Annotated in this window: 22 protein-coding genes; 11 read left to right on the forward strand and 11 right to left on the reverse strand. The window is 72.1% G+C overall.

What is annotated here, in order from left to right:
• Nucleotides 1–5 precede the first annotated feature (5 nt).
• The gene (locus tag IE212_RS33740) at nt 6–302 is read right to left on the reverse strand and encodes a hypothetical protein (RefSeq protein ID WP_190201806.1); all 297 of its coding nucleotides are present in this window, start codon (nt 300–302) and stop codon (nt 6–8) included.
• A gap of 168 nt (nt 303–470) precedes the next feature.
• Here IE212_RS33740 and IE212_RS33745 point away from each other — a divergent pair, with 168 nt between their 5' ends.
• Nucleotides 471–1316, forward strand: coding sequence for a helix-turn-helix domain-containing protein (locus IE212_RS33745; protein ID WP_190201807.1), 846 nt, complete (start codon nt 471–473; stop codon nt 1314–1316).
• Nucleotides 1295–1510: a DUF397 domain-containing protein gene (locus IE212_RS33750; protein ID WP_190201808.1), complete on the forward strand. Its 216-nt coding sequence runs from the start codon at nt 1295–1297 to the stop codon at nt 1508–1510. Before IE212_RS33745 ends, IE212_RS33750 begins: the two co-directional genes overlap by 22 nt.
• Nucleotides 1511–1589: 79 nt before the next feature.
• Here IE212_RS33750 and IE212_RS33755 read toward each other — a convergent pair whose 3' ends face one another.
• The 5 genes from IE212_RS33755 to IE212_RS33775 all read right to left on the reverse strand — a co-directional run bounded on the left by IE212_RS33755 (nt 1590) and on the right by IE212_RS33775 (nt 8254).
• The gene (locus IE212_RS33755; protein ID WP_190201809.1) at nt 1590–4706 is read right to left on the reverse strand and encodes an efflux RND transporter permease subunit; all 3117 of its coding nucleotides are present in this window, start codon (nt 4704–4706) and stop codon (nt 1590–1592) included.
• A 320-nt stretch (nt 4707–5026) separates the two neighbouring features.
• Nucleotides 5027–5707 carry a response regulator gene (locus IE212_RS33760; RefSeq protein WP_190201810.1) on the reverse strand — a complete coding sequence of 227 codons (681 nt, stop codon included), beginning with the start codon at nt 5705–5707 and terminating at the stop codon, nt 5027–5029.
• On the reverse strand, nt 5704–6924 hold the full coding sequence (locus IE212_RS33765) for a sensor histidine kinase (RefSeq protein WP_190201811.1): 1221 nt from the start codon (nt 6922–6924) through the stop codon (nt 5704–5706). Before IE212_RS33765 ends, IE212_RS33760 begins: the two co-directional genes overlap by 4 nt.
• A 242-nt stretch (nt 6925–7166) precedes the next feature.
• Nucleotides 7167–7445 carry a PspA-associated protein PspAA gene (gene pspAA, locus IE212_RS33770; protein ID WP_190201812.1) on the reverse strand — a complete coding sequence of 93 codons (279 nt, stop codon included), beginning with the start codon at nt 7443–7445 and terminating at the stop codon, nt 7167–7169.
• A gap of 23 nt (nt 7446–7468) precedes the next feature.
• Nucleotides 7469–8254 (reverse strand): PspA/IM30 family protein, encoded by a 786-nt coding sequence (locus tag IE212_RS33775; RefSeq protein ID WP_268250813.1) that lies wholly within the window; start codon nt 8252–8254, stop codon nt 7469–7471.
• A 317-nt stretch (nt 8255–8571) separates the two neighbouring features.
• On the opposite strand from IE212_RS33775, the gene IE212_RS33780 reads away from it, so the two are divergent.
• Both IE212_RS33780 and IE212_RS33785 read left to right on the forward strand, forming a co-directional pair.
• Entirely contained in the window at nt 8572–9171 is a 600-nt protein-coding gene (locus IE212_RS33780; protein ID WP_190201813.1) for a DUF3043 domain-containing protein, read from the forward strand.
• A gap of 83 nt (nt 9172–9254) precedes the next feature.
• Nucleotides 9255–9956 carry a class I SAM-dependent methyltransferase gene (locus tag IE212_RS33785; protein WP_190201814.1) on the forward strand — a complete coding sequence of 234 codons (702 nt, stop codon included), beginning with the start codon at nt 9255–9257 and terminating at the stop codon, nt 9954–9956.
• 49 nt (nt 9957–10005) lie between these two features.
• Here the strand turns inward: IE212_RS33785 and IE212_RS33790 are convergent, their stop codons facing one another.
• Nucleotides 10006–10218 (reverse strand): hypothetical protein, encoded by a 213-nt coding sequence (locus IE212_RS33790; RefSeq protein WP_190201815.1) that lies wholly within the window; start codon nt 10216–10218, stop codon nt 10006–10008.
• Between the two features lie 245 nt (nt 10219–10463).
• On the opposite strand from IE212_RS33790, the gene IE212_RS33795 reads away from it, so the two are divergent.
• Nucleotides 10464–11663: a bifunctional adenosylcobinamide kinase/adenosylcobinamide-phosphate guanylyltransferase gene (locus tag IE212_RS33795; protein WP_190201816.1), complete on the forward strand. Its 1200-nt coding sequence runs from the start codon at nt 10464–10466 to the stop codon at nt 11661–11663.
• Nucleotides 11664–11852: 189 nt separating this feature from the next.
• Here the strand turns inward: IE212_RS33795 and IE212_RS33800 are convergent, their stop codons facing one another.
• Nucleotides 11853–12911: a class I SAM-dependent methyltransferase gene (locus tag IE212_RS33800; RefSeq protein ID WP_190201817.1), complete on the reverse strand. Its 1059-nt coding sequence runs from the start codon at nt 12909–12911 to the stop codon at nt 11853–11855.
• Nucleotides 12912–13067: 156 nt separating this feature from the next.
• On the opposite strand from IE212_RS33800, the gene cobT reads away from it, so the two are divergent.
• Together cobT and IE212_RS33810 are read left to right on the forward strand one after the other, a co-directional pair.
• Nucleotides 13068–14204: a nicotinate-nucleotide--dimethylbenzimidazole phosphoribosyltransferase gene (gene cobT / locus IE212_RS33805; RefSeq protein WP_190201818.1), complete on the forward strand. Its 1137-nt coding sequence runs from the start codon at nt 13068–13070 to the stop codon at nt 14202–14204.
• Between the two features lie 130 nt (nt 14205–14334).
• Entirely contained in the window at nt 14335–15069 is a 735-nt protein-coding gene (locus IE212_RS33810) for a hypothetical protein (RefSeq protein ID WP_190201819.1), read from the forward strand.
• Here the strand turns inward: IE212_RS33810 and IE212_RS33815 are convergent.
• Nucleotides 14973–15734 carry a hypothetical protein gene (locus IE212_RS33815; protein ID WP_190201820.1) on the reverse strand — a complete coding sequence of 254 codons (762 nt, stop codon included), beginning with the start codon at nt 15732–15734 and terminating at the stop codon, nt 14973–14975. The two genes, IE212_RS33810 and IE212_RS33815, sit on opposite strands and share 97 nt — an antisense overlap.
• A 60-nt stretch (nt 15735–15794) precedes the next feature.
• On the opposite strand from IE212_RS33815, the gene IE212_RS33820 reads away from it, so the two are divergent.
• Nucleotides 15795–16577, forward strand: a complete 783-nt coding sequence (locus IE212_RS33820; RefSeq protein ID WP_190201821.1) for an adenosylcobinamide-GDP ribazoletransferase — start codon at nt 15795–15797, stop codon at nt 16575–16577.
• Between the two features lie 31 nt (nt 16578–16608).
• Here the strand turns inward: IE212_RS33820 and IE212_RS33825 are convergent, their stop codons facing one another.
• Both IE212_RS33825 and IE212_RS33830 read right to left on the reverse strand, forming a co-directional pair.
• The gene (locus IE212_RS33825) at nt 16609–17388 is read right to left on the reverse strand and encodes an endo alpha-1,4 polygalactosaminidase (RefSeq protein ID WP_190201822.1); all 780 of its coding nucleotides are present in this window, start codon (nt 17386–17388) and stop codon (nt 16609–16611) included.
• A complete protein-coding gene (locus IE212_RS33830) occupies nt 17385–17963 on the reverse strand; it encodes a spherulation-specific family 4 protein (RefSeq protein ID WP_190201823.1) in 579 nt (192 codons plus the stop codon). Before IE212_RS33830 ends, IE212_RS33825 begins: the two co-directional genes overlap by 4 nt.
• A 496-nt stretch (nt 17964–18459) precedes the next feature.
• Here IE212_RS33830 and IE212_RS33835 point away from each other — a divergent pair, with 496 nt between their 5' ends.
• The 3 genes from IE212_RS33835 to IE212_RS33845 all read left to right on the forward strand — a co-directional run.
• On the forward strand, nt 18460–19986 hold the full coding sequence (locus IE212_RS33835) for a leucyl aminopeptidase (protein WP_190201824.1): 1527 nt from the start codon (nt 18460–18462) through the stop codon (nt 19984–19986).
• 291 nt (nt 19987–20277) lie between these two features.
• On the forward strand, nt 20278–21666 hold the full coding sequence (gene lpdA / locus IE212_RS33840) for a dihydrolipoyl dehydrogenase (RefSeq protein ID WP_190201825.1): 1389 nt from the start codon (nt 20278–20280) through the stop codon (nt 21664–21666).
• A 61-nt stretch (nt 21667–21727) separates the two neighbouring features.
• Nucleotides 21728–22433 (forward strand): biotin/lipoyl-containing protein (locus tag IE212_RS33845; RefSeq protein ID WP_308430281.1); only part of this gene is annotated, 706 nt, incomplete at its 3' end.

Here is a 22433-nt window from a genome sequence, read left to right on the forward strand (position 1 = left end):
CATGCTCATTCGCCCGACAGTCGGGCACCCCGGCTCGCCGCGATCCGCAGCGCGTCCTTGAGTGCCTCGGCGAGTCGCTCCCCCGTGAACCGCAACTCCCTGACACTCACTGTTGGTTCGTCCAGGAGCGACCTGGCCGCAGTGAGGACGCACGCGGCCGAGCCGAGCAGCTCGGCCTCCAACTCGTCGGCCATGCGGGACAGCCGGCTGCCGTCGTCGTCCGTGCTGAGGTAGCACGGGTGTCCGTCCGGAGTGGTCCAGGGCAGCAGCCTCAGGGGCGCACCCGTTCCGTCGCGCATCATCTTCCGTCGCTCCTTCCAGCCCATTCCACTGACAGGCGTGAAACCCGGTGATTACCGTGTGTGCCTCCATCGTCGCGTTGTGACATGTGCCCTCGACAGGAGCGCCGTGTCCCGGGACCGAGAACGGGACATCCACACCAACCTCGACATCAGCAGGAAGGCCGGACCGTGACATTCAAGCCACAGGCCCTCACCCCGTACCTCTCCGCCCGCCACTACTTCGGCGCCGAGCAGCGCCGTCACCGCGAGACAGCCGGGCTGTCCCTCGTACAGCTCGCGGGCATCGTGAACTCCAGCAAGAGCACACTCGCCCGCATCGAGACCGCCGAGTTGATGCCTCCGCCGGACCTGCCCGACCGGCTGGACGCGGCGTTCGGCACGGACAAGCACTTCCATGGGCTGTACGAACTGGCCAAGCGAGAGGCACATCCGGACCAGTACCGCCGGTTCATGGACTTCGAGGCGCAGGCGGAGGTCGTCGAGACTTTCGTAGCTCAGGCCGTCCCAGGACTGTTGCAGACGAAGGAGTACGCCCACGCGCAGCTCAGCCTCCGAGAGGAGCTGACCCCGGAACAGGTGGAGGAACGCGTCAACGCGCGCCTGTCCCGGCAGGACCGCCTTCGCTCGCCCGAACCGCCTCTGCGATGGGCGATCATCGACGAATCCGTCCTCCGGCGACAGGTCGGCGGCAGGGAATGCATGTTCAAACAACTGGCCCGGCTGCTCGAACAGGTGGATACTCCGGACAGCAAGGTCCAGGTGATGCCCTTCCGCGCTGGTCCGCACTACCTGTTGGGCGGCACAGTGACCCTGCTGACCCTTCCCAACAGCTCTACCGTGGCCTACGAGGAGGGCATCGAGGTCGGCCACCTCCACGAGGACCGGGACTCGGCAAGAAAGTGGCGGCGGCACTACGAAGTGCTGCGCGCCAACGCCCTCCCACTGGCGGCCTCGGCAGAGCTGATCCGAGACGCTATGGAGGACTACAAGTCATGCAGCACACCCCCGAGCTGAACTCTGCCCGGTGGCGCCGGAGCAGTCACAGCAACGCCAACGGGGGCGATTGCGTCGAGATCACCGAGGACTTCCCGGGCGTCGTCCCCGTCCGCGACAGCAAGAACCCCCACGGCCCCGCACTGCTCGTCCCAGCCACCGCCTGGGACGCGTTCATCACGTCCCTCAAGGGCGGAGACGCCCTCTTCCAATGAGGCCTGACCGCTCCATCGGACGAGGGGGGCGCCCCGTGGCCATGAGCCACGGGGCGCCCCCCTCGTCGCGCGTACGGGGTCAGACCTGAGCCGGCTCCGGCTCCTGGTCGGCCTCCCGCTGGCCCGGAAGGCCCTTCTTCGCCGCCCGCTTCTTCGCCCGGCGCTCCTTGCGGAGCTCGAACATCGCGTACAGCGTCGGGACGAGCAGCAGCGTCAGCAGGGTCGACGTCACCAGGCCGCCGATCACGACCACGGCCAGCGGCTGGGCGATGAAGCCGCCCTCGCCGGTGATGCCGAGGGCCATCGGCAGCAGGGCGAAGATGGTCGCCAGGGCGGTCATGAGGATAGGCCGCAGACGGTGCCGGCCGCCCTCGATCACGGCCTCGACGACGCCGTGGCCCTGCCGCCGGTACTGGTTGATCAGGTCGATCAGCACGATCGCGTTCGTCACCACGATGCCGATCAGCATCAGCATGCCGATCATCGCCGGGACGCCCATCGGGGTGCCGGTGGCGATCAGGAGGCCGATCGCGCCGGTGGCGGCGAACGGGATGGAGACGAGCAGGATCAGCGGCTGGACCAGGGACCTGAAGGTGCCGACCAGCAGCATGAAGACGATCGCGATGGCCGCCAGCATCGCCAGGCCCAGGTTGGCGAACGCCTCGTCCTGGTCCTCGGAGACACCGCCGATCGACGCCGTGGCGCCGTCCGGGAGCTTCAGTGCGTTGATCTTGGTCTGGAGCTGCGCGCTGACCGCGCCCGTGTTGTCGCCGGTCGGCTTCGCGGTGATGGTGGCCGCGCGCTGGCCGTCGATACGGGTCATGGACACCGGCCCGTCGACCAGCTTCACCGTCGCGATGTCGCCGAGCTTCGCCCCGCCCAGGCGCAGGTCCTTCAGCTGCTGGAGGGTCCGTGCGGGCTTCGCGGAGCGGATGACGACGTCGCGCTCGGTGTCGTCCAGGACCGCCTTGGCGGCGTTGGTGCCGCGCACCGCCTGGGCGACGGCGGCGCCGAGGGTCTGGTCGTTGAATCCGGCCGCGGCGGCCTTGTCGCCCGCCTTGACCGAGATACGCGGCACGCTCTGGGCGAGGTCGCTGGTGACGTCGGTGACGTCGTCGAGCGAGGCGACCTCCTTGCGGACCTGCTCGGCCGCCGTGCGCAGGACGCCGGAGTCGGCCGCCTTCACGACCACGCTGAGGTCCTGGGCGCCGAAGCCGTCACCGGCGGTGATGGTGGTGGTGCCGATGCCCTTCAGCCCGGCCAGGCCCTTCTCGACGCGGTCCTGGACGTCCTCGGCCGACGCCGAGTCGTCCAGCATCACCTGGTAGGAGGCCTGGTTGGTGTCCGTGCCGCCGCCGAAGGCCGCCATGAAGCCGGACGAGCCGATCGTGACCTGGTAGTCCTTCACGCCCTTGGTGCCGGCGAGCAGCCCCTCGACCTTCTTCGCCTGGGTGTCGGTCGCCCCCAGGCTGGTGCCGGGCTTCAGCTCCTGCTTGACGGTGAGGACCTCCACCTCGCCCTGGTCGAAGAAGTTCGTCTTGAGCAGGGGTGCCATGCCGAACGTGCCGACGAGAACGACGATCGCGATGGCCACGCTGGTGAGGCGGCGGCGGGTCGCGAAGCGCAGGACCGGGACGTAGGCGCGCTGCAGGCGGCTCCTGGCCTCCTTCTCCTCCGCGAGGCGGCGTGCCTCGTCCGCGTCCTCGGGGGTGCCCTTGGGCGGGCGCAGGAACCAGTACGACAGGACCGGTACGACCGTCAGGGAGACGAGCAGGGACGCCAGCAGCGCGGCCGTGACGGTGAGGCTGAACGAGCCGAACAGCTCGCCGACCATGCCGCCGACCAGACCGATCGGCAGGAACACGGCGACCGTGGTGAGCGTCGAGGAGGTCACCGCGCCCGCGACCTCACGGACGGCGTTGAGGATGGCGGAGTGGCGTTCCTCGCCGTAGCCGAGGTGGCGCTTGATGTTCTCCAGGACCACGATCGAGTCGTCGACGACCCGGCCGATGGCGATGGTGAGGGCGCCGAGCGTCAGGACGTTCAGCGACAGGTCGCGCGTCCACAGCACGATCAGGGCGAGGACCACGGACAGCGGGATGGACACCGCCGTCACCAGGGTGGAGCGGATCGAGGCCAGGAAGACCAGGATCACCAAGACGGCGAAGAGCAGACCGAGCGCGCCCTCGGTGGTGAGGCCCTTGATGGACTTCGACACGGCCGGGCCCTGGTCGCTGACGACCGTGAGGTTCGCGCCGGAGCCGAGGTCCTCCCGCAGGTCCGGGAGCATGTCCTGGACGGCGTCGGAGATCGCGACCGCGCTGCCGTCGCGGTCCATGGTGACGGCGACGGCGAGGCTGGGCTTGCCGTCCGTGCGGGTGATGGAGTCGGCCGGGGCCTGCTGCTGCTTCACCGTGGCGACGTCGCCGAGGCGTACCGGCTCGCCCTTGCCGGGCTCGCCGGTGACCATCAGGTCCTGGATCTGCTTCAGCGAGGTGAGGCCGCCGCCGACCTGGACGGTGCGGTTGGCGCCGTCCTCGTCGAAGGAGCCGGCCGGGACGGTCGCGCCGCCCGCCTGCAGGGCCTGGACGAGGGACTGCGGGGTGAGACCGGCCTTCGCCAGCTTCGCGTCGTCCGGGGTGACGGCGACCTGGAGGTCGCGCACACCGTCGACCGTGACCTGGCCGACGCCGTCGATGCTCTTCAGGTCCGGTACGACGGTCTTGTCGAGCCGGTCGGCCAGGGCCTGCTGGTCGCGGCCGGAGGTGACGGCGAGGACGACGGTCGGGATGTCGTCCGTGGAACCGGCGACGACCTGCGGGTCGACGTCGTCCGGGAGCTGGACGCGGGCCCGGTTGACGGCCTGCTGGACGTCGGCGACGAGCTGCTCGGTGCCGCTGCCGTAGTCGAAGGACGCCATGATCACGGCGTTGCCCTCGCTGGCGGTGGAGGTGACGCCGCTGATGCCGTCGACGGCCTCGAGGCTGTCCTCGATGGGCTCGACGACCTGCTTCTCGACCACGTCCGGGGACGCGCCCTGATAGGGCGCCAGCACGGACACCACGGGCAGTTCGATGGTGGGCAGCAGTTGCTGCTTGAGCTGGGGTATCGCGATCGCCCCGAAGACGAGCGCGATGATCGAGATCAGCCCGATCAGGGCCCGTTGCGCGAGGCTGAATCTGGACAGCCAGGACATGGGTGAGGGTCTCTCTCCTGTTAACGGCAGAAGCGGCAGCGGGCGCGCAGATGAGCGCCCGCCAGGGGCCCTTGCGTTGTGAGCGTCCGATCCGGTCGCGTGGTCTGGTGCCGTGCATCGCAAGGCGCCGGGAAGCCCTCGTAGCGGAGCTACCAGGGCTTTTCGGCAACGCGGCGAGGTGCGGTGCCAGGCCGCGCGACCCGGGCGCTCACAGCGCAAGGGCCCCTTACACCCTGGGCCATGGGAAGAGCCTGTTTCCTAGCCCCCAGGTCCATTTCCTTATGGGGCGCATACTCCGGCCGCAGTACGCCGGGGAGAGTTCAGTCCACCCTTGGACGGACCAGGCCCGACTCGTAGGCGATGACCACGAGTTGGGCCCGGTCCCGGGCCCCGAGCTTCGCCATGGCCCGGTTGACGTGCGTCTTCACCGTCAGCGGGCTGACCTCCAGCCGCTCGGCTATCTCGTCGTTGGAGTGGCCGCCCGCCACCTGGACCAGCACCTCGCGCTCCCGGACGGTGAGCGAGTCGAGCCGCTCGCCGCGAGCCGGGTCGCGGTCCTCGTCGGCCGGGTCCGTGGCGAGGAAGCGGGCGATCAGGCCGGTGGTGGCCGCCGGGGACAGCAGGGCCTGGCCGCCCGCCGCGATCCGGATGGCGTTCAGCAGCTCGTCCGGCTCGGAGCCCTTGCCGAGGAAGCCGGAGGCGCCGGCGCGCAGCGACTGCACGACGTAGTCGTCGACCTCGAAGGTCGTCAGGATGACCACGCGGACCTCCGCGAGGGCGGGGTCGGCGCTGATCATGCCCGTCGCGGCGAGACCGTCGGTGCCCGGCATCCGGATGTCCATGAGGACGACGTCGGGGCGCTGCTCCTTCGTCAGCCGGACCGCCTCCGCGCCGTCGGAGGCCTCGCCGACCACCTCCATGTCGGGCTCGGAGTCGACGAGCACCCGAAAGGCGCTGCGGAGCAGCGCCTGGTCGTCGGCGAGCAGGACACGGATGGTCATGCGGGGCCCTCCCCGTTCGGTGTGCGGTGCTTGACGGGCAGGATGGCATGGACGCGGAACCCGCCGCCGTAGCGGGGACCGGTGGTGAGGGTGCCGCGCAGGGCGGTGACGCGCTCGCGCATGCCCAGCAGGCCGTGCCCGCCGCCGCTGCCGGGGGCCTCGTCCTCGCCGGTGCCGTCGTCGAGGACGGTGATCTCGATGTTGGGCCCCACCCGTACGACGCTGACCTCGGCCCTGGCCTGCGTTCCGGCGTGTTTCTGCACGTTGGTGAGGGCCTCCTGGATGATCCGGTAGGCGGCCAGGCCGACGGCTGCGGGGAGCTCCGTGCCCTGGTCGGCGCGGGCGACCTCGATGTGCAGGCCGGCATTGCGGAAGGTGCCGGTGAGTTCGTCGAGGCGGTCGAGGCCGGGCGCGGGCTCGGTGGGGGCCTCCGGGTCGCCGGACTGCCTCAGCAGACCGACCGTGGCGCGGAGTTCGTCGAGGGCGGAGCGGCTGGCCTCACGGACGTGCCCGAGTGCCTCCTTGGCCTGGTCGGGGCGCTTGTCCATGACGTGCGCGGCGACACCGGCCTGGACGTTGACCAGGGCGATGTGGTGGGCGACGACGTCGTGCAGGTCCCGTGCGATGCGCAGGCGTTCCTCGGCGACCCGGCGGCGGGCCTCCTCCTCGCGGGTGCGTTCGGCGCGTTCGGCGCGTTCGCGGATGGCCTGGACGAAGGCGCGGCGGCTGCGGACCGCGTCGCCGGCGGTGGCGCCGATGCCGGTCCAGGCGAAGATCGCGAGGTTCTCCTGGGCGTACCAGGGCAGTGGCCCGGCGGCCATGGCCGCGCCGGTCAGGACGGTCATGGTGAGCAGGCCGACGCGCCAGGTGGTGGGGCGGTCGGTGGTGGAGGCGACGGTGTAGAGGGCGATGACCGCGGACATGGCGACGGGGGCGCGGGGGTCGCCGGTGACGGACTCGATCACGGAGAGCGTGCCGGTGAGGGCGAGGACCGTCCCGGGGGCGCGGCGGCGGAAGACCAGGGCGGCGGCGCCGAGGGTGATGAGGATCAGGCTGAGGGGGTCGGGGGTGCGGAGGTGCCAGCTGACGTTGCCGGAGTGGCGGGGCTCCACGAACGAGCCGGCGACCATGCAGGCCAGGACGGCTGCGGCGAGGGCGGCGTCCAGGGCCAGGGGGTGCGCCTTGGCCTGGTGTTTGGCCCGCGCGAGGGTGCTCACGGGTGTTTACGGTAGCCGGGGTGGGTGTGCGGGGGTATGGGGGTGGGGGCGGAAGGCCTGTTGTGAGGTGCTCGGCGTCGGGGCCGGAGGCGGGGGGTTGCGCAGCCCGGCGCTGCGGGGTGCCGCCCGCGCCCACCCGTGCCGCCCTTGGCGGCACGATTGCCCGCGGACGGCGGTACAACTGCCCGCGGGCAGGCCCCGCGTCTGCGGCGTGATCCGAACGCCAGGCCCTGGTTTCTAGGTCATCCGGGGATCAGGCCGTCGTCGCTGAGGAGCTCCCTGACCTCCTCCAGGGTCGCGTCCGGGGACGGGAGGATCAGTTCCGAGGGCTCCAGGGAGTCGTCGGGGAGGGGGTCGCCGAGTTCCCGGACCTTGATCAGCAGGGCGTGCAGTGTGCGGCGGAAGCCCGGGCCGTCGCCGTTCTCCATTTCCGCCAGGAGCTCGTCGTCCAGCTTGTCCAGCTCGGCGAGGTGGCCGTCGGCCAGCCTCACCTGGCCCTCCCCCATGATCCGTACGATCATGTCGCCCTCCTAGGCGTGGACCCCTACTGCTTGTCGAAGCGCGGGGTGTCCTGCGGCTGCTGCTGCGACTGCTGCTGGCTCGTGCCACCTTCGATGGCCTGCTGCCCGCCGCTGGAGCCTCCGGCCAGCTCGGCCTTCATGCGCTGCAACTCCAGCTCTACATCCGTACCACCGGAGAGCCGGTCCAGCTCGGCCTGGATGTCGTCCTTGTGCATGCCGGACGGGTCGTCCAGGGCACCGGAGGCGAGCAGCTCGTCGATCGCGCCGGCGCGGGCCTGCAGCTGGGCCGTCTTGTCCTCGGCGCGCTGGATCGCCAGGCCGACGTCGCCCATCTCCTCCGAGATGCCGGAGAACGCCTCGCCGATCCGGGTCTGCGCCTGGGCCGCCGTGTACGTCGCCTTGATCGTCTCCTTCTTGGTGCGGAAGGCGTCGACCTTGGCCTGGAGCCGCTGGGCCGCGAGGGTGAGCTTCTCCTCCTCGCCCTGGAGCGTCGCGTGCTGGGTCTCCAGGTCGGTCACCTGCTGCTGGAGGGCGGCGCGGCGGGACAGCGCTTCACGGGCCAGGTCCTCACGGCCCAGCGCGAGCGCCTTGCGGCCCTGCTCCTCCAGCTTGGTGGACTGCGACTGCAACTGGTTCATCTGGAGTTCCAGACGCTTGCGGGAGGTCGCCACGTCGGCGACGCCGCGGCGGACCTTCTGCAGCAGCTCCAGCTGCTTCTGGTACGAGTAATCGAGGGTCTCGCGCGGGTCCTCGGCCCGGTCAAGGGCCTTGTTCGCCTTCGCGCGGAAGATCATCCCCATACGCTTCATGACACCGCTCATGGGCTTCGCGCGCCCCCTTCTGACCGACTCCGGCTCCAGCTCCTGCGACAGAACCCACAGTACGGGCCCTGCATCCATTACCGCACTGTCAGGGGACGGATGCGCTCATCCCCGAGGACGACTGCGCGCGCTCCCGCTCCGGCGTAGGGAGTAGGTGGTCCCCGGGGTTACCGGAGGCGTACATCCCGGGGAACGACCGGGTGCGTACGCAACGTCCCCTCTGTCCCCTTACTGACGACTGGTGTTGCCGGATCGTTCCCCACGGGGCTGGGGTCCATGCCCGGAAGCCCTTACCCTTGGGTTTTGTGTTCCGTAGCCGTGCGAAGGATGAGAAGGCCCAGGCAGCCGACAAGGCGCCGGTGAACTTCTCCAAGCAGCCCCGCGATCCCCAGGCCCCCAAGGGCCGCCCCACGCCGAAGCGCAGCCAGGCCCAGAGCCAGCGCCGCAGCGTGGCCAACACGTCGATGACGCGCAAGGAGGCTTCCAAGCGCCAGCGCGAGGAGCGCCGTGCCGCGCTGGAGCGGCAGCGCCAGGCGCTCGCCAGCGGCGACGAGCGGTACCTGCCCGCGCGTGACAAGGGGCCGGTCCGCCGGTTCGCGCGTGACTTCATCGACTCGCGGTTCAACATCGCGGAGTTCTTCCTGCCGATGGCCGTGGTCATCCTCGTGCTGAGCATGGTGCGGCAGGCGGCGTTGCAGAACATCGCGCTGCTGCTGTGGCTCGTGGTGATCGTGCTGATCGTGCTCGACTCGTTCGTCACCTCGTTCCGCCTGAAGAAGCAGCTGAACGAGCGTTTCGCGGGTGAGAACAAGCGCGGCGCCGTCGCCTACGCCCTGATGCGCTCGCTCCAGATGCGCCGGCTCCGGCTGCCGAAGCCGCAGGTCAAGCGCGGAGAGCGGCCCTGACCACGACGCCGTTCTCCGGGGGTGCGGCGGATGCCTGGCTGGACGGGCCGGGCGAGCTGCGCGATGTCGTCCGGCAGGAGCTGGTGGCCCGCCAGCTGGACGAGCAGATAGTCGGGCGGTTCCCGGTCGGGCAGCGGCTGCGGGTGCTCGACGTGGGGATGGGGCAGGGCACTCAGGCGCTGCGCCTGGTCCGGGCCGGGCACCGGGTGACCGGTCTGGAGCAGGACGCGAAGATGATCGCCGTGGCCCGGGAGGCGCTCGCGGGGGAACCGGAGGGCATCCGGGAGCGGATGCGGATCATCGAGGGCGACGGCCGGGACACCGGGGTGCACTTCCTGCCCGGCAGCTTCGATGTGGTGCTGTGCCACGGCGTCCTGATGTACGTGGAGGAGCCCGACCCGCTGCTGGCGGGGCTGGCCCGGATGTTGGCACCGGGCGGACTGCTGTCCCTGCTGGTGCGCAACGGGGACGCGCTCGCCGTACGACCGGGGCTGTCCGGCGACTGGGCGGGCGCGCTGGCCGCCTTCGACACGGTCTCCTACCGGAACCGCCTCGGGCTCGACGTGCGGGCCGACCGGCTGAAGGACCTGACGGCGACGCTCGCCGGGATCGGGGCGCCGCTGCACGCCTGGTACGGGGTGCGGGTCTTCACCGACACGGCGTCGGACGGCACGGAGGTACCGGCCGACGTGGAGACGCTGCTCGCGGTGGAGGAGAAAGCCGGGCGGACCGATCCGTACCGCGGGGTGGCGGCGCTGCTGCACCTGTGCGGCGTACGGGGCTGAACCGCGCGGCGGGGAGAGTGGGCGGGGACCGTCGGCCCCCGCCCCGGGCTCACGCCTCGGCCGCGTGCAGGCTCATCGGCCCGTAGATCTCCGTGGAGTCCTCGAACAGCCGCACCTGGTCGGCGCCGCCCTCCTGGAGGGCCTTCCAGTGCTCCCCGATCCAGGACTCGGCGTCCCCCTGGGTGGGGAACTCCTCCGGCGGCACCGCGGGCTGGACCTCCGTCCCGTCCGTCTTCTCGAACCGCCACGTCCATGCCGCCATGTACGCCTCCCATGTCTGAGCACACTGCACAGCGAGAGCCGGATCTTGGTCCGGCTCCTCACCAGAGCGTAAGCGCTCCGCTGGGTGGGGCGGGACATGTGGTCAGGTGTGCGGGATATTGGGCGGGTGCGGGTCGTGGGAGGCCGGTCACGCCCGCGCGGCGGAGCCGCACATCGATACGGCCCGCGCCCCTTCAGGGCGTCTCCCATCACGCATGTCCCAGGTCCGCGGGTGAGAATCGGGGCGTGGAACTCACTTTGCTCGGTACCGGTGCCCCTGAGGGGCTGCCCCGCCCGGACTGTCCCTGTGCGGCCTGCGCGGCCGCTGTCGGCCCCGACGCGCGGGCCGCCGCCGCGCTGCTCCTGGACGGGGCGCTGCTGCTCGACCTGACGCCCGGAGCGGCGTTCGCGGCGGCCCGGGCCGGCCGGTCTCTGACCGGCGTGCGGCAGGTGCTGCTGTCGCATCCGCACGAGGGGCCCCCGGTGGAGGTGCCGGCCGGGCTGCCGCAACCCGGGCGGGTGCCGGACGGGCGGGAGCTGACGCTGCTGACGGGTCACCGGGTCCGGGCTGTGGCGCTGGACGCGCCGGGGACGGGGTACGCGGTGACCGGGCCGGAGGGGCAGCGGCTGCTGTACCTGCCGCCGGGCGGGGCGCCGGCGGGGCTCGAAAAGCCGGCCGAGGCCTACGACATGGTCCTGCTGGATGTGGTGGGGCGGCCGGACGCGCTGGCGAAGCTGCGGGCGACGGGGGCGGTCGGGCCGACGACGGATGTGGTCGCCGTCCATCTGGACCACGACGTGCCGCCTGGGCCCGAGCTCGGGCGGCGGCTCGCGGCGGCCGGGGCGCGGGCCGTGCCGGACGGGGTGACGCTGGCGGTGGGCGCGTACGAGGACGTGCCGGACGTGCCGCGGCGCACGCTGGTGCTGGGCGGGGCGCGGTCGGGCAAGTCGGTGGAGGCCGAGCGGAGGCTGGAGGCCTTCCCGGACGTGCTGTACGTGGCGACGGGCGGGTCGCGGAACGGGGACACCGAGTGGTCGGCGCGGGTGTCCGCGCACCGGGAGCGGCGGCCGGGTTCGTGGCACACGGTGGAGACGTGCGATCTGGTGCCGTTGCTTCAGGCGGAGGGGCCGCCCCTGCTCATCGACTGTCTGTCGTTGTGGCTGACGGATGCGATGGATGCCGCCGGGGCGTGGGACGACGCGGTGTGGGCGGAGCGGGGGGAGAAGGTGCTGCGGGAGAGGGTGCGGGAGTTGACGGAGGCGGTGCGTGCTACTCGGCGGACCGTGGTCGCCGTGTCGAACGAGGTGGGGTCGGGGATCGTGCCGTCGACCGCGTCGGGGCGGCGGTACCGGGATGAGCTCGGGCGGTTGAACGCCGGGTTCGCGGACGAGTGCGAGCACGTGCTGTTGGTGGTGGCGGGGCAGGCGGTCGTGCTGCGGGGGTGAGAGGTGCGGGGCGTCGGGGCCGTGGCCGGGGCGTTGCGCAGCCCGGCGGTGCGGGGTGCCTCCCCCAAGCTCTCAGCTTCTCCCCCAAGTTCTCGGCTTCGCTCGAACAGGGGGGACCCCCATGAGCAGGGGGACCCCCATCGCCCACCCGTGCCGCCCTGAGCGGCGCGACTGCCCGCAGCTGGGCGGCTAAGTGGCTTTGCGGGCGATGACCCGGTACGTGTTCGCGAGGCGGGTGCGGCGGGCCAGGGGCGCCAGCAGGTGGTCCGCCGCCGCGGCTGCGGCCACCAGGGGGATGCCCGCTCGCAGGAGGGCTTCCCGCGCGTGCCGGCGCAGTGGGGGTGGGGGGAGCGCTCGCCAGGGGGTGTCGGGGGCCGGCAGGGCGTGGGAGAGGGCGAGGGCCGTGGCGCCCGACAGGTCGTGGGGGCTGTGGGTGGGGCGGTGGTCCAGGACGACGATCGTGCAGCCGGCCGCCTCCAGCTCGGCTCTGAGGTTTCGCGGGGGAAGCAGGTGCAGATGGCGGGGCTGGTCGTAGCCGAGCCACCAGCGGCCCAGCAGCGCGGCGTACCCGCTGCGGGGGTTCACGGTCTCGATGAGCAGGTGCCCGCCTGGACGCAGGACGTCCAGGGCGGCGTGGAGTTCCGCTCGGGGGTCCGGGGTGCCCTCGAGGTGGTGGAGCATGCTGACCACGTCGTAGCGGGCGCGCAGCGGGGCCGCGATCAGGGGGTCCGTCAGCCGGCCGACATGGGCCTCCTCGACGCGGTCGGCCGAGCGGGCGCGGACCACGCGGGGGGTCGGGTCGAGGCCGTCGAACGCGGTGTACGGGAAGAACTCCCGGGCCGTCGCCGGGAAGCGGGCGTGGCCCGTCCCGATGTCCAGCCAGCTCTCCGGCTCCCCGAAGCGCAGCATCGCGCGGGCGGCCGAGCGGTGGCGGACCCGACCGGAGCGCAGGGCGAGGAGCGCGTCGGACGCGTGGTCCACCGGTGCCCCGCGCACCGTGCGGTGGTAGAGGGCGAGCCCCTCGAAGGTGAGGCGGGGGTTCTGGAAGGTGTGGCCGCAGTCCCGGCACTCGTCGACGGTGAAGGTGCCCGGTTTGTACTGCCGCAGGTCACCGGTGCGCAGGCGGTTCCGCAGGCGGGTGGAGCCGCACCAGGGGCAGTCCTGACGGTGTGGTTCGTGGACGCGGGCGGTCGCCTGGGCGGCGAGGGACGTCGAAGGAGTGGACGAGGGAGTGGAGGATGCGGGCATGGGCGGCTCCCGGGCGCGAGGCGTACGGCAGGGACGCACGACAATCCGCTGCAAAACGGAACGTATGGGATGCCGATCTTGGGTGCAACGACGTCGCCGCGGTGGAGTCGCGATGTGGCACCGTGGCGTTCGACCGGGGCCGGTACTGTTCGGCGAATGAGCTCGCTTAATCTCGACGACTTCACCGATCTGATCGAGCGTCCGGACGGCGGGGTCCGCCGTGACGCCGAGGCACGCCGGGAGCGGCAGATCGTGCCGCCCGGATCGCTGGGCTGGCTCGACGAGCTGGGTGAGTGGCTGGCGGCGGCGCAGTCGGCGGTGCCGGTGCGGCCGGTCGAACGGCCGCGGGTGGTGCTCTTCGCGGGTGACCACGGCGTCGCCGAGCTGGGCGTCTCGGCCCGTCCGGCGGGCGGCGCCGCGGAGTTGGTGCGCGAGGTGCTGGAGGGTGGCCGGCCGGTCTCGGTGCTGGCGCGGCGGCTGGGCGTGCCGGTGCGGATCGTCGACATGGCCCTGGACTGCGACCCCGGCTCCCTGCCCGAGGACGTCGTCCGGCACCGGGTGCGGCGCGGCAGCGGGCGGATCGACGTCGAGGACGCGCTGACCTTGGAGGAGGCCGAGGCGGCGTTCCGGGCGGGGGTCGCGGTGGCCGACGAGGAGGCCGACTCCGGTACGGATCTGGTGGTGCTCGGCGATGTGAGCGTCGGCGGGACCACGGTCGCGGGCGTGCTGGTCGCGGCGCTGTGCGGGGTCGACGCGTCGGTGGTGACCGGGCGGGGCGGCCTGGCCATCGACGACCTGGCGTGGATGCGCAAGTGCGCGGCGATCCGTGACGCGCTGCGCCGGGCCCGGCCGGTGCTCGGGGACCAGTTGCGGCTGCTGGCGACGGTGGGCGGCGCGGACTTCGCCGCGATGACGGGCTTCCTGCTGCAGAGCGCGGTGCGGAAGCTGCCGGTGGTGCTCGACGGGGTCGTGACGGCCGCCTGCGCGCTGGTCGCGCAGCGGGTCGCGTTCCGGGCGCCGGACTGGTGGCTGGCCGCGCACGACAGCGGGGAGCCCGGGCAGGCCAAGGCGCTGGACCGGATGGCCCTGGAGCCGCTGCTCACTCACGGGGTGACGGTCGGGGAGGGCGCCGGGGGCCTGCTCGCGCTGCCCCTGGTGCAGGCGGCGGCGGCACTGGCGGCGGAGCTGCCGGAGAAGCCGGAGCAGCCGGAGGAGCCGGAGGAGCCGGAGGAGCCGGAGCAGCAGAAGGAGCAGCAGGAGCCCGGGGCGTTCGAGGCTCCCGCCGGGCAGTAGCCGCCGGGAGAGCCAGGTCACGCGCGCCCGGCTCAACCTCGTCCCCCTCCGGTCGGTCTTGGAACGTGGTGTCGGTGCGACTGAGTCGCGGACGCCCCCAGAGGTACCGACGCACGACGAGGACGACCCGATGAGCACGCTCGCCCGCTGGGCCCGCGCCGAATGGGGACCGCTGTACGCGGCGGTGCGCGGGCCGCTGCGGGAGCGGCGGTGGCGGGCCGTGCCGATGGCGACGGCCGCCGTGTGCCTCACGGCCGTACTGCACTTCACGCACAGCCGGTCGTGGGGTCACCGGTTCGTGCAGGACGTCGGTACGGTCCGGGCCGAGGACCCGCTGTGGCTCGCGCTGCTGCGGACGCCGCTGTCGCTGTTCGTGCCCGCGCTGGACCTGCCGGTGTGGGGTGCGCTGCTGCAGGTCCTGCTGGTTTTCGGCGTGGCGGAGCTCAGTGTGGGCCGGTGGCGGACGACGGTCATCGCGTATGCCGCGACCCTCGCCGGCACCCTGTACGCACGGCTGGGCACCTGGCTGGGCCCGGGCTGTCCGCTCGGTCTGCCGGCCTCGGACGCGCACGTCGTGGACACCGGGCCGTCGGCGGCGGTGGTGGGGCTGGCCGTCTACGTGGGATGGCGCCACCGCGCGTACGTCACGGCCGGGGCTGTGATCGTGGCGATGGTCGTCGAGGTCGCCGTGAAGGAGAACCTCGCGGGCAAGGAGCACCTGGCGGCGATCGCGGCGGTGCTGGTGCTGTGCGCGGCCGGCGCGGCGCGTCAGCGGCGTTCGAGGGACCGGGCCGGCTCCGGATCGGGCGCGCCGCCGATCCAGTCCTGGAACCGGCGCCCGGGTCCCGCCCAGCGGCGGTCGTGATGGTAGGCCCGCAGGCCGGCTCTGGCGCGGGCGCGCGGGCGGCTGCGGTAGAACCGCTTGGCCCACGGGGAGGTGGGGCGGGCCAGCCGTACGGCGGCGACCAGGGCGACGAGGGGGACGACGACCCCCAGCACCGCGAGGCGGACCTTGCCCTTGAACAGGGCGATGAGGGCGAACAGGAAGTTCGCCAGGACGGTCACGATGGCCACGGCGCGGTTCTGCTGCTGGTCCTCGGAGAGGTTGTTGACGCCCAGCGGTGAGAAGCCGATCAGGAGCATGCCGCCGAGGGCGGCGGTGAGCACGACCATCTCCACGCTCTTGCGGCCGTCCGGGGTCCAGTAGACGTCGGCGAGGTGCAGGACCAGGGCGAACTCGTCGAGGACGAGGCCGGCGCCGATGCCGAAGATCACCGCGGCGAGGTACGAACCGAAACCGTACTGACCGCCCGCCACCGCGCCGAAGCCGCCGGCGATCGTCAGGATGACCCCGGGGACCACGTGGTGCACGTGGACGCCGCCGCTGCTGATGTTGCCGAAGGGGCCCTTGCCGGCCCGGATGAGGCGGGTGATGCCCCGGGTGACCAGGAAGGTCACGACGAAGGAGACGAGAGCGAGGAACAACGGCAGCTTGCCGGGTTCCACGATGTTCCGCTCGAACCATCCCATATGTGAACTTTATCCTCGACCGGCGTGTCCGCCCTCCTGACCGGCCGGTAGCCTGCGCCGGTGCCCAGTACCTCGCCCCTCGACGGTCTCCGTTTCGCCTTCGGCACCCTCACGGTGTTCCCGGTCCGGGTGACCCGGTGGGACCGCGGGGCGGCGCGGGGCGGCATGCTGTGCGCTCCGCTGGCCGGGCTGGCGGTCGGCGCCCCGGCGGCGGCCCTCGGGCTGGTGCTGCTGTTCCTCGGTGCGGGCGGGCCGCTCGCCGCCGTGGCCACCGTCGCCGTCACCGCCGTTCTCACCCGTGGGCTGCACCTGGACGGTCTCGCGGACACCGCCGACGGGCTGGGCAGCGGGAAGCCCGCCGAGGACGCGCTGCGGATCATGAAGCAGTCGGACATCGGGCCGTTCGGGGTCATCACCCTCGTGCTCGCCCTGCTCGCCCAGGCCGCCGCGCTCGCCCAGGCCTACGACGCCTCCTGGGCCCGGGGCGCCTTCGCCGCCGTCGTCTCCGCGACCGTGGCCCGGCTGTCCCTGACCCTGGCGGCACGGGCCGGGGTGCCGGCGGCGCGGCCGGAGGGCCTGGGGGCGGCGGTCGCGGGTGTGGTGCCGGTGCGGGGGGCGCTGGTCACCGGCGTCGTGGTCGCGGGGACGGCGGCAGCGGGAGGTGCCGTCCTCGGGTGGTACGACGCGGCCCGGGCCGTGCTCGCGGTGGCCCTCTCGCTGGTCGCCGCTGAGTTGCTCCTGCGGCACTGCACGCGCCGTTTGGGCGGGGTCACCGGGGACGTGTTCGGCGGCCTGGCGGAGACGGCGGCGACGACGGCGCTGGTCGTGCTGTCACTGGGCTGAAACGATCGGCGGGCACGGTCCTCCCGCCGCTTCAGCATGCCCGCCGCCATGCCCCCAGTTCGTACTTCTTGAGCAGCGAGCTCAGCTTCAGACGGCGGGACTCGGCGCAGAAGCGGCGGGTGGGCACCTCGTACTCCACATGGAAGACGGCCTTGTCCGCCTCGACGAAGGGTTCGAGGGCTTGGCACTCGTCGTACTGGGCGCACTGCTCGTTGACCGCGAAGTCGAAGTCGTCGACCAGCTCCGGGATCTGGTCCAGGTCGTTCTTCAACCCGACGGCCAGGCCCCGGTCGTGGGCGAGGCGGGCGATGAGACGGTTGTAGCGGAGCTGGTCCTGCGCCGTGAGAGGGAAGCCGGTGTCGTTGCGGTAGCCGTCCATGTTGTCGGGCTCGACGGCGTCGAAGCCCTTGTCGCGGCACATGTCGACGCGGGCCGCCATGAGCGGTTCCAGGACGTCCGTGCGGCGGATGTCGAGCCAGCGCTCGCCCTTCCAGCCGTTGCCCCGGCCGAGGACCGGCTTCGGGAAGTCCCCGGCGTCCGGGCGGAACTCCTCCCAGGCGCCGGTGGAGAGGTAGCAGATGACCTTGCGTCCGTCGTCGTGCAGTCCGGCGACCGTGGCCTCGGAGTGGTCGAACCCGTCGATGTCGTAGACCGGCACGTCGACCGAGGTGTCCAGGCGCCCGCTGAGCTGCCACTGCCAGGCGGTGCCGGGGCGGGGCCGCCAGCGGGGGCCGGGTGTGTCGTCGGAGCCCCGGGTGCAGCCCGCGAGGAGCAGGACGAGCAGGGCGACGAGCAGGGACGGGCGTCTCAAGGGGGGTTCTCCACGTTCTCCGCGTCATCCGCGAGGTTCAGGGTGTACGGCAGTGTGCCCCAAGGATGATCTCCGGTGCCCGGCACCGCGCAGTGCACCGCCGCGCCCCGGGCCCGGGCGAGGCCCGCCGGACCCTCGAAGGTGACGAGGACGTCGGCGACGCGGGCGTAGCAGGGGTGCGGTGCCGTGCCGTGGTTGAGGACGAGGGTGCCGCAGCCGACGCCCCACGCGGCCACGGCCAGCCGCTGGTAGTACTCGAACGACTCGCGCCCCGAGGGCACCTGGTCGAGGAAGGCCCCGTCGGTGCCGTACCAGTCGCGGTGCCGGGTGAGGTCGCGGACGACGTCGGTGGTGGCGCGGCGGCCGTGGTCGGTGTCGACGTACCCGAGGATCCGCCCGCCCGCCGACCGCAGCCGGGCGGCGACCTCGGCGAAGGCCCCGTCGGGGCGGTCGCCCGGGCCGCCGGCCGGGTTGAGGACGACGCCGTAGAGACGGGGCGCGGCCGCCACGATCGCGTCCCATTCGGCGGGGCGGACGGACGGGTGCTCGTAGTACGGGACCAGGAGAGTGCTCATCGGTTGGCGATTGCCCTCCCCAGCAGGGCGCACACCACGACGGCCTGGACCGCCGGGCGAGCCCGTCGGACTCCAGGAGCGCCGCGATCTCGTCGGGGCGGACCGCCGCTCCCACGAAGTCGTCGAGGCGGGCGGCGAGTTCGTCGACGGGGCCGGGCTGGGCCCGGCCGGGGGTTGCTGCCGTTGCCGGGGGACGCCGGGCAGCACGAAAAACTCCTGCGAGCGGCGAGCAGGGCGCTCACCTGATCGCGATGAGCGTGACCCAGCTCACCGGCGTGAGAGATCGTGAACTGGCCACCATGCCTCCGAGAGGTGAACACCCGCAGGAATGAGCGAACGGGGCCACGCGCGTAGTCTCGACGTCGAGTGTTCGCCGCACCGGGGAAGGCCCCGCGAGTACCGAACCCTGAGGTCGGAATAGGGTCGGCTGTCGGGCCCGGTCGACCCACACCGTTCGACCACCGAAACTTCACATCGGAAGCGAGATTCCACCACCGTGACTGCTCTCACTCTCAGCACCGCCGCGGCGCCCGGTCTGCGGGCCGACGCCATCGTGATCGGTGTCGCCAAGGGTGCCAAGGGGCCGGTCGTCGCACCGGGCGCCGAGGCCGTGGACAAGGCGTACGACGGCAAGCTGGCCGGCGTTCTGGAGACCCTCGGCGCCTCCGGTGCCGAGGGCGAGGTGACGAAGCTGCCGGCGCCGTCCGGCTTCAAGGCACCGCTCGTGCTGGCGGTGGGCCTGGGCGCGGTCCCCGAGAAGGACGCCGACTACGACACCGAGGCCCTGCGCAGGGCCGCGGGCATCGCCGCCCGCGCCCTGACCGGGTCCAAGAAGGCCGCCTTCGCCCTGCCCCTGACCGACGCCGCCGACGCCGGCGCGATCGGTGAGGGCGCGTTGCTCGGCGCGTACTCCTTCGACGTCTACAAGGACAACGGCAAGGACCCCAAGGCGAAGAACGGCAAGGCTCCCCTCGCCGAGGTCGCCCTGCTCGGCGGCAAGCCCCGTGACAAGGCGTACAAGGCGGCCGTCGAGCGCGCCGTCGCCGTCGCCGAGGAGCTCAACCGCGCCCGCGACCTGATCAACACCCCGCCGAACGACCTGAATCCCGAGGCGTTCGCCGCGATCGCGCAGGCCGCGGCCAAGGAGCACGGCATCAAGGTGCAGGTGCTCGACGAGAGGGCCCTGGCCAAGGGCGGCTACGGCGGCATCCTCGGCGTGGGTGCCGGCTCGGCTTCGGGGCCGCGGCTGGTGAAGCTGTCGTACACCTCGTCGAAGGCGAAGAAGCACCTCGCCTTCGTCGGCAAGGGCATCACCTACGACTCGGGCGGCATCTCGCTGAAGCCGGCCGGTCACAACGAGACGATGAAGTGCGACATGAGCGGCGCGGCCTCGGTGTTCGCCGCGGTCGTGGCCGCGGCCCGGCTGGGGCTGGAGGTCAACGTCACCGGCTGGCTCGCCCTGGCCGAGAACATGCCCTCCGGGTCCGCGACCCGTCCGGGTGACGTGCTGCGGATGTACAGCGGCAAGACGGTGGAGGTGCTCAACACCGACGCCGAGGGCCGGCTGGTGCTCGCGGACGCCCTGTGGGCGGCGTCGCAGGAGAAGCCGGACGCGATCGTGGACGTCGCGACGCTGACCGGGGCGATGGTGCTGGCGCTGGGGAACCGGACGTTCGGGATCATGAGCAACGACGACGCGTTCCGCGCGGCGGTGCACGAGGCCGCCGAGGAGGTCGGGGAGCCGGCGTGGCCGATGCCGCTGCCGGAGCACCTGCGCAAGGGGATGGACTCCCCCACGGCCGACATCGCGAACATGGGTGAGCGGATGGGCGGCGGGCTGGTCGCCGGACTGTTCCTGCGCGAGTTCGTCGGTGAGGGGATCACCTGGGCGCACCTCGACATCGCGGGGCCGGCCTTCAATGAGGGCGGGCCTTTCGGGTACACGCCGAAGGGCGGTACGGGCAGTGGTGTGCGGACGCTGGTGAGGCTGGCCGAGCTGACCGCCGCGGGTGACCTGGGCTGAGTTTCGCCTGAGAGCTCGATCTCGCCCGTTGTGTGGCGGGTGCGGGGGCGTGGGGGCTGTTCGCGCAGTTCCCCGCGCCCCTTGAGGGCGTGCCCCCCTTCGGGGCGTCTCTGATCCGAACGTGGGGCGTCTCACACAGCAGCCCGGCGTCTCTTTGTGTGTCGACAAGTGCGAAGATGGGGCTCGGCAGGACAGGGCCCACCTCAAGGGCCGAAGAACGAGCGGCCGGACACCAGCCGCCTGCCGGTCAGTGAAGACCGGCGTACGGCGCACATGCATGGAGGACGTGACGTGGCGAACGACGCCAGCACCGTTTTCGACCTAGTGATCCTCGGCGGTGGCAGCGGTGGTTACGCCGCGGCACTGCGCGGGGCACAGCTGGGCCTGGACGTCGCCCTGATCGAGAAGGACAAGGTCGGCGGCACCTGCCTGCACCGAGGATGCATCCCCACCAAGGCGCTGCTGCACGCGGGCGAGATCGCCGACCAGGCGCGCGAGAGCGAGCAGTTCGGTGTGAAGGCCACGCTCGAGGGCATCGACATCGCCGGTGTCCACAAGTACAAGGACGGCGTGGTCGCCGGCCTGTACAAGGGCCTGCAGGGACTCGTCGCCTCGCGCAAGGTGACCTACATCGAGGGTGAGGGCCGGCTGTCCTCGCCGACCTCCGTCGACGTGAACGGCCGGCGTGTCCAGGGCCGCCACGTGCTCCTCGCGACCGGCTCCGTGCCGAAGTCGCTGCCGGGCCTGGAGATCGACGGCGACCGGATCATCTCGTCCGACCACGCCCTCGTCCTGGACCGCGTGCCGAAGTCCGCGATCATCCTGGGCGGCGGTGTCATCGGCGTCGAGTTCGCCTCCGCGTGGAAGTCCTTCGGCACCGAGGTCACGATCGTCGAGGGCCTGAAGCACCTCGTCCCGGTCGAGGACGAGAACTCCTCCAAGCTGCTGGAGCGCGCCTTCCGCAAGCGCGGCATCAAGTTCAACCTGGGCACCTTCTTCGAGAAGGCCGAGTACACCCAGGACGGTGTGAAGGTCACCCTCGCCGACGGCAAGCAGTTCGAGGCCGAGGTGCTGCTGGTCGCCATCGGCCGCGGCCCGGTCTCCCAGGGCCTGGGCTACGAGGAGCAGGGCGTCGCGATGGACCGCGGCTACGTCCTGGTCGACGAGTACATGCGCACCAACGTGCCGACCATCTCCGCCGTCGGCGACCTCGTCCCGACCCTCCAGCTCGCGCACGTCGGCTTCGCCGAGGGCATCCTGGTGGCGGAGCGCCTGGCCGGTCTGAAGACCGTTCCGATCGACTACGACGGTGTCCCCCGGGTGACGTACTGCCACCCCGAGGTCGCCTCCGTCGGCATCACCGAGGCCAAGGCCAAGGAGATCTACGGTGCGGACAAGGTCGTCGCTCTGAAGTACAACCTCGCGGGCAACGGCAGGAGCAAGATCCTGAACACCGCGGGCGAGATCAAGCTCGTCCAGGTCAAGGACGGTGCCGTCGTCGGCGTCCACATGGTCGGCGACCGCATGGGCGAGCAGGTCGGCGAAGCCCAGCTGATCTACAACTGGGAGGCGCTGCCCGCCGAGGTCGCGCAGCTCATCCACGCCCACCCGACCCAGAACGAGGCGCTCGGCGAGGCCCACCTGGCCCTGGCCGGCAAGCCCCTCCACGCGCACGACTGACCCCTCGGTCGACGAACGCGACGACAGACTTCCGCACTTTCCGTAAGGAGCAACCGAAACCATGGCGGTTTCCGTAACCCTTCCGGCGCTCGGCGAGAGCGTCACCGAGGGCACCGTCACCCGCTGGCTGAAGGCCGAGGGTGAGCGAGTCGAGGCCGACGAGCCGCTGCTCGAGGTGTCGACCGACAAGGTCGACACCGAGATCCCCGCCCCCGCCGCCGGTGTCCTGGCCTCCATCAAGGTCGCCGAGGACGAGACGGTCGAGGTCGGCGCCGAGCTGGCCCTGATCGACGACGGCAGCGGCGCGCCAGCCGCCGCCGAGGCCCCGCAGGCCGAGCAGGTCGCCGAGCCCGCTCCCGAGCCGGCCCCGGCCGCCCCGTCCACCGAGCAGGCCGCCCCGGCGCCCGCTCCCACCGCCGACGCCGCCGCCGGCGGCGGTTCCGCCGAGGGCACGGACGTGGTCCTGCCCGCGCTCGGCGAGTCCGTCACCGAGGGCACCGTCACCCGCTGGCTGAAGTCGGTCGGTGACAGCGTCGAGGCCGACGAGCCGCTGCTCGAGGTGTCGACCGACAAGGTCGACACCGAGATCCCCGCCCCCGCCTCCGGCACGCTGCTGGAGATCGTGGTCGGCGAGGACGAGACCGCCGAGGTCGGCGCCAAGCTCGCCGTCATCGGCGAGGCGGGTGCCGCCCCGGCCGCCGCCCCCGCGCAGGAGGCCCCGGCCGCCCCGGCGCAGCCCGAGCCGACCCCGGCCCCGGCCCCGCAGC

Origin of the sequence: Streptomyces djakartensis (assembly GCF_014651075.1) — a bacterium.
Taxonomy (GTDB): domain Bacteria; phylum Actinomycetota; class Actinomycetes; order Streptomycetales; family Streptomycetaceae; genus Streptomyces; species Streptomyces djakartensis.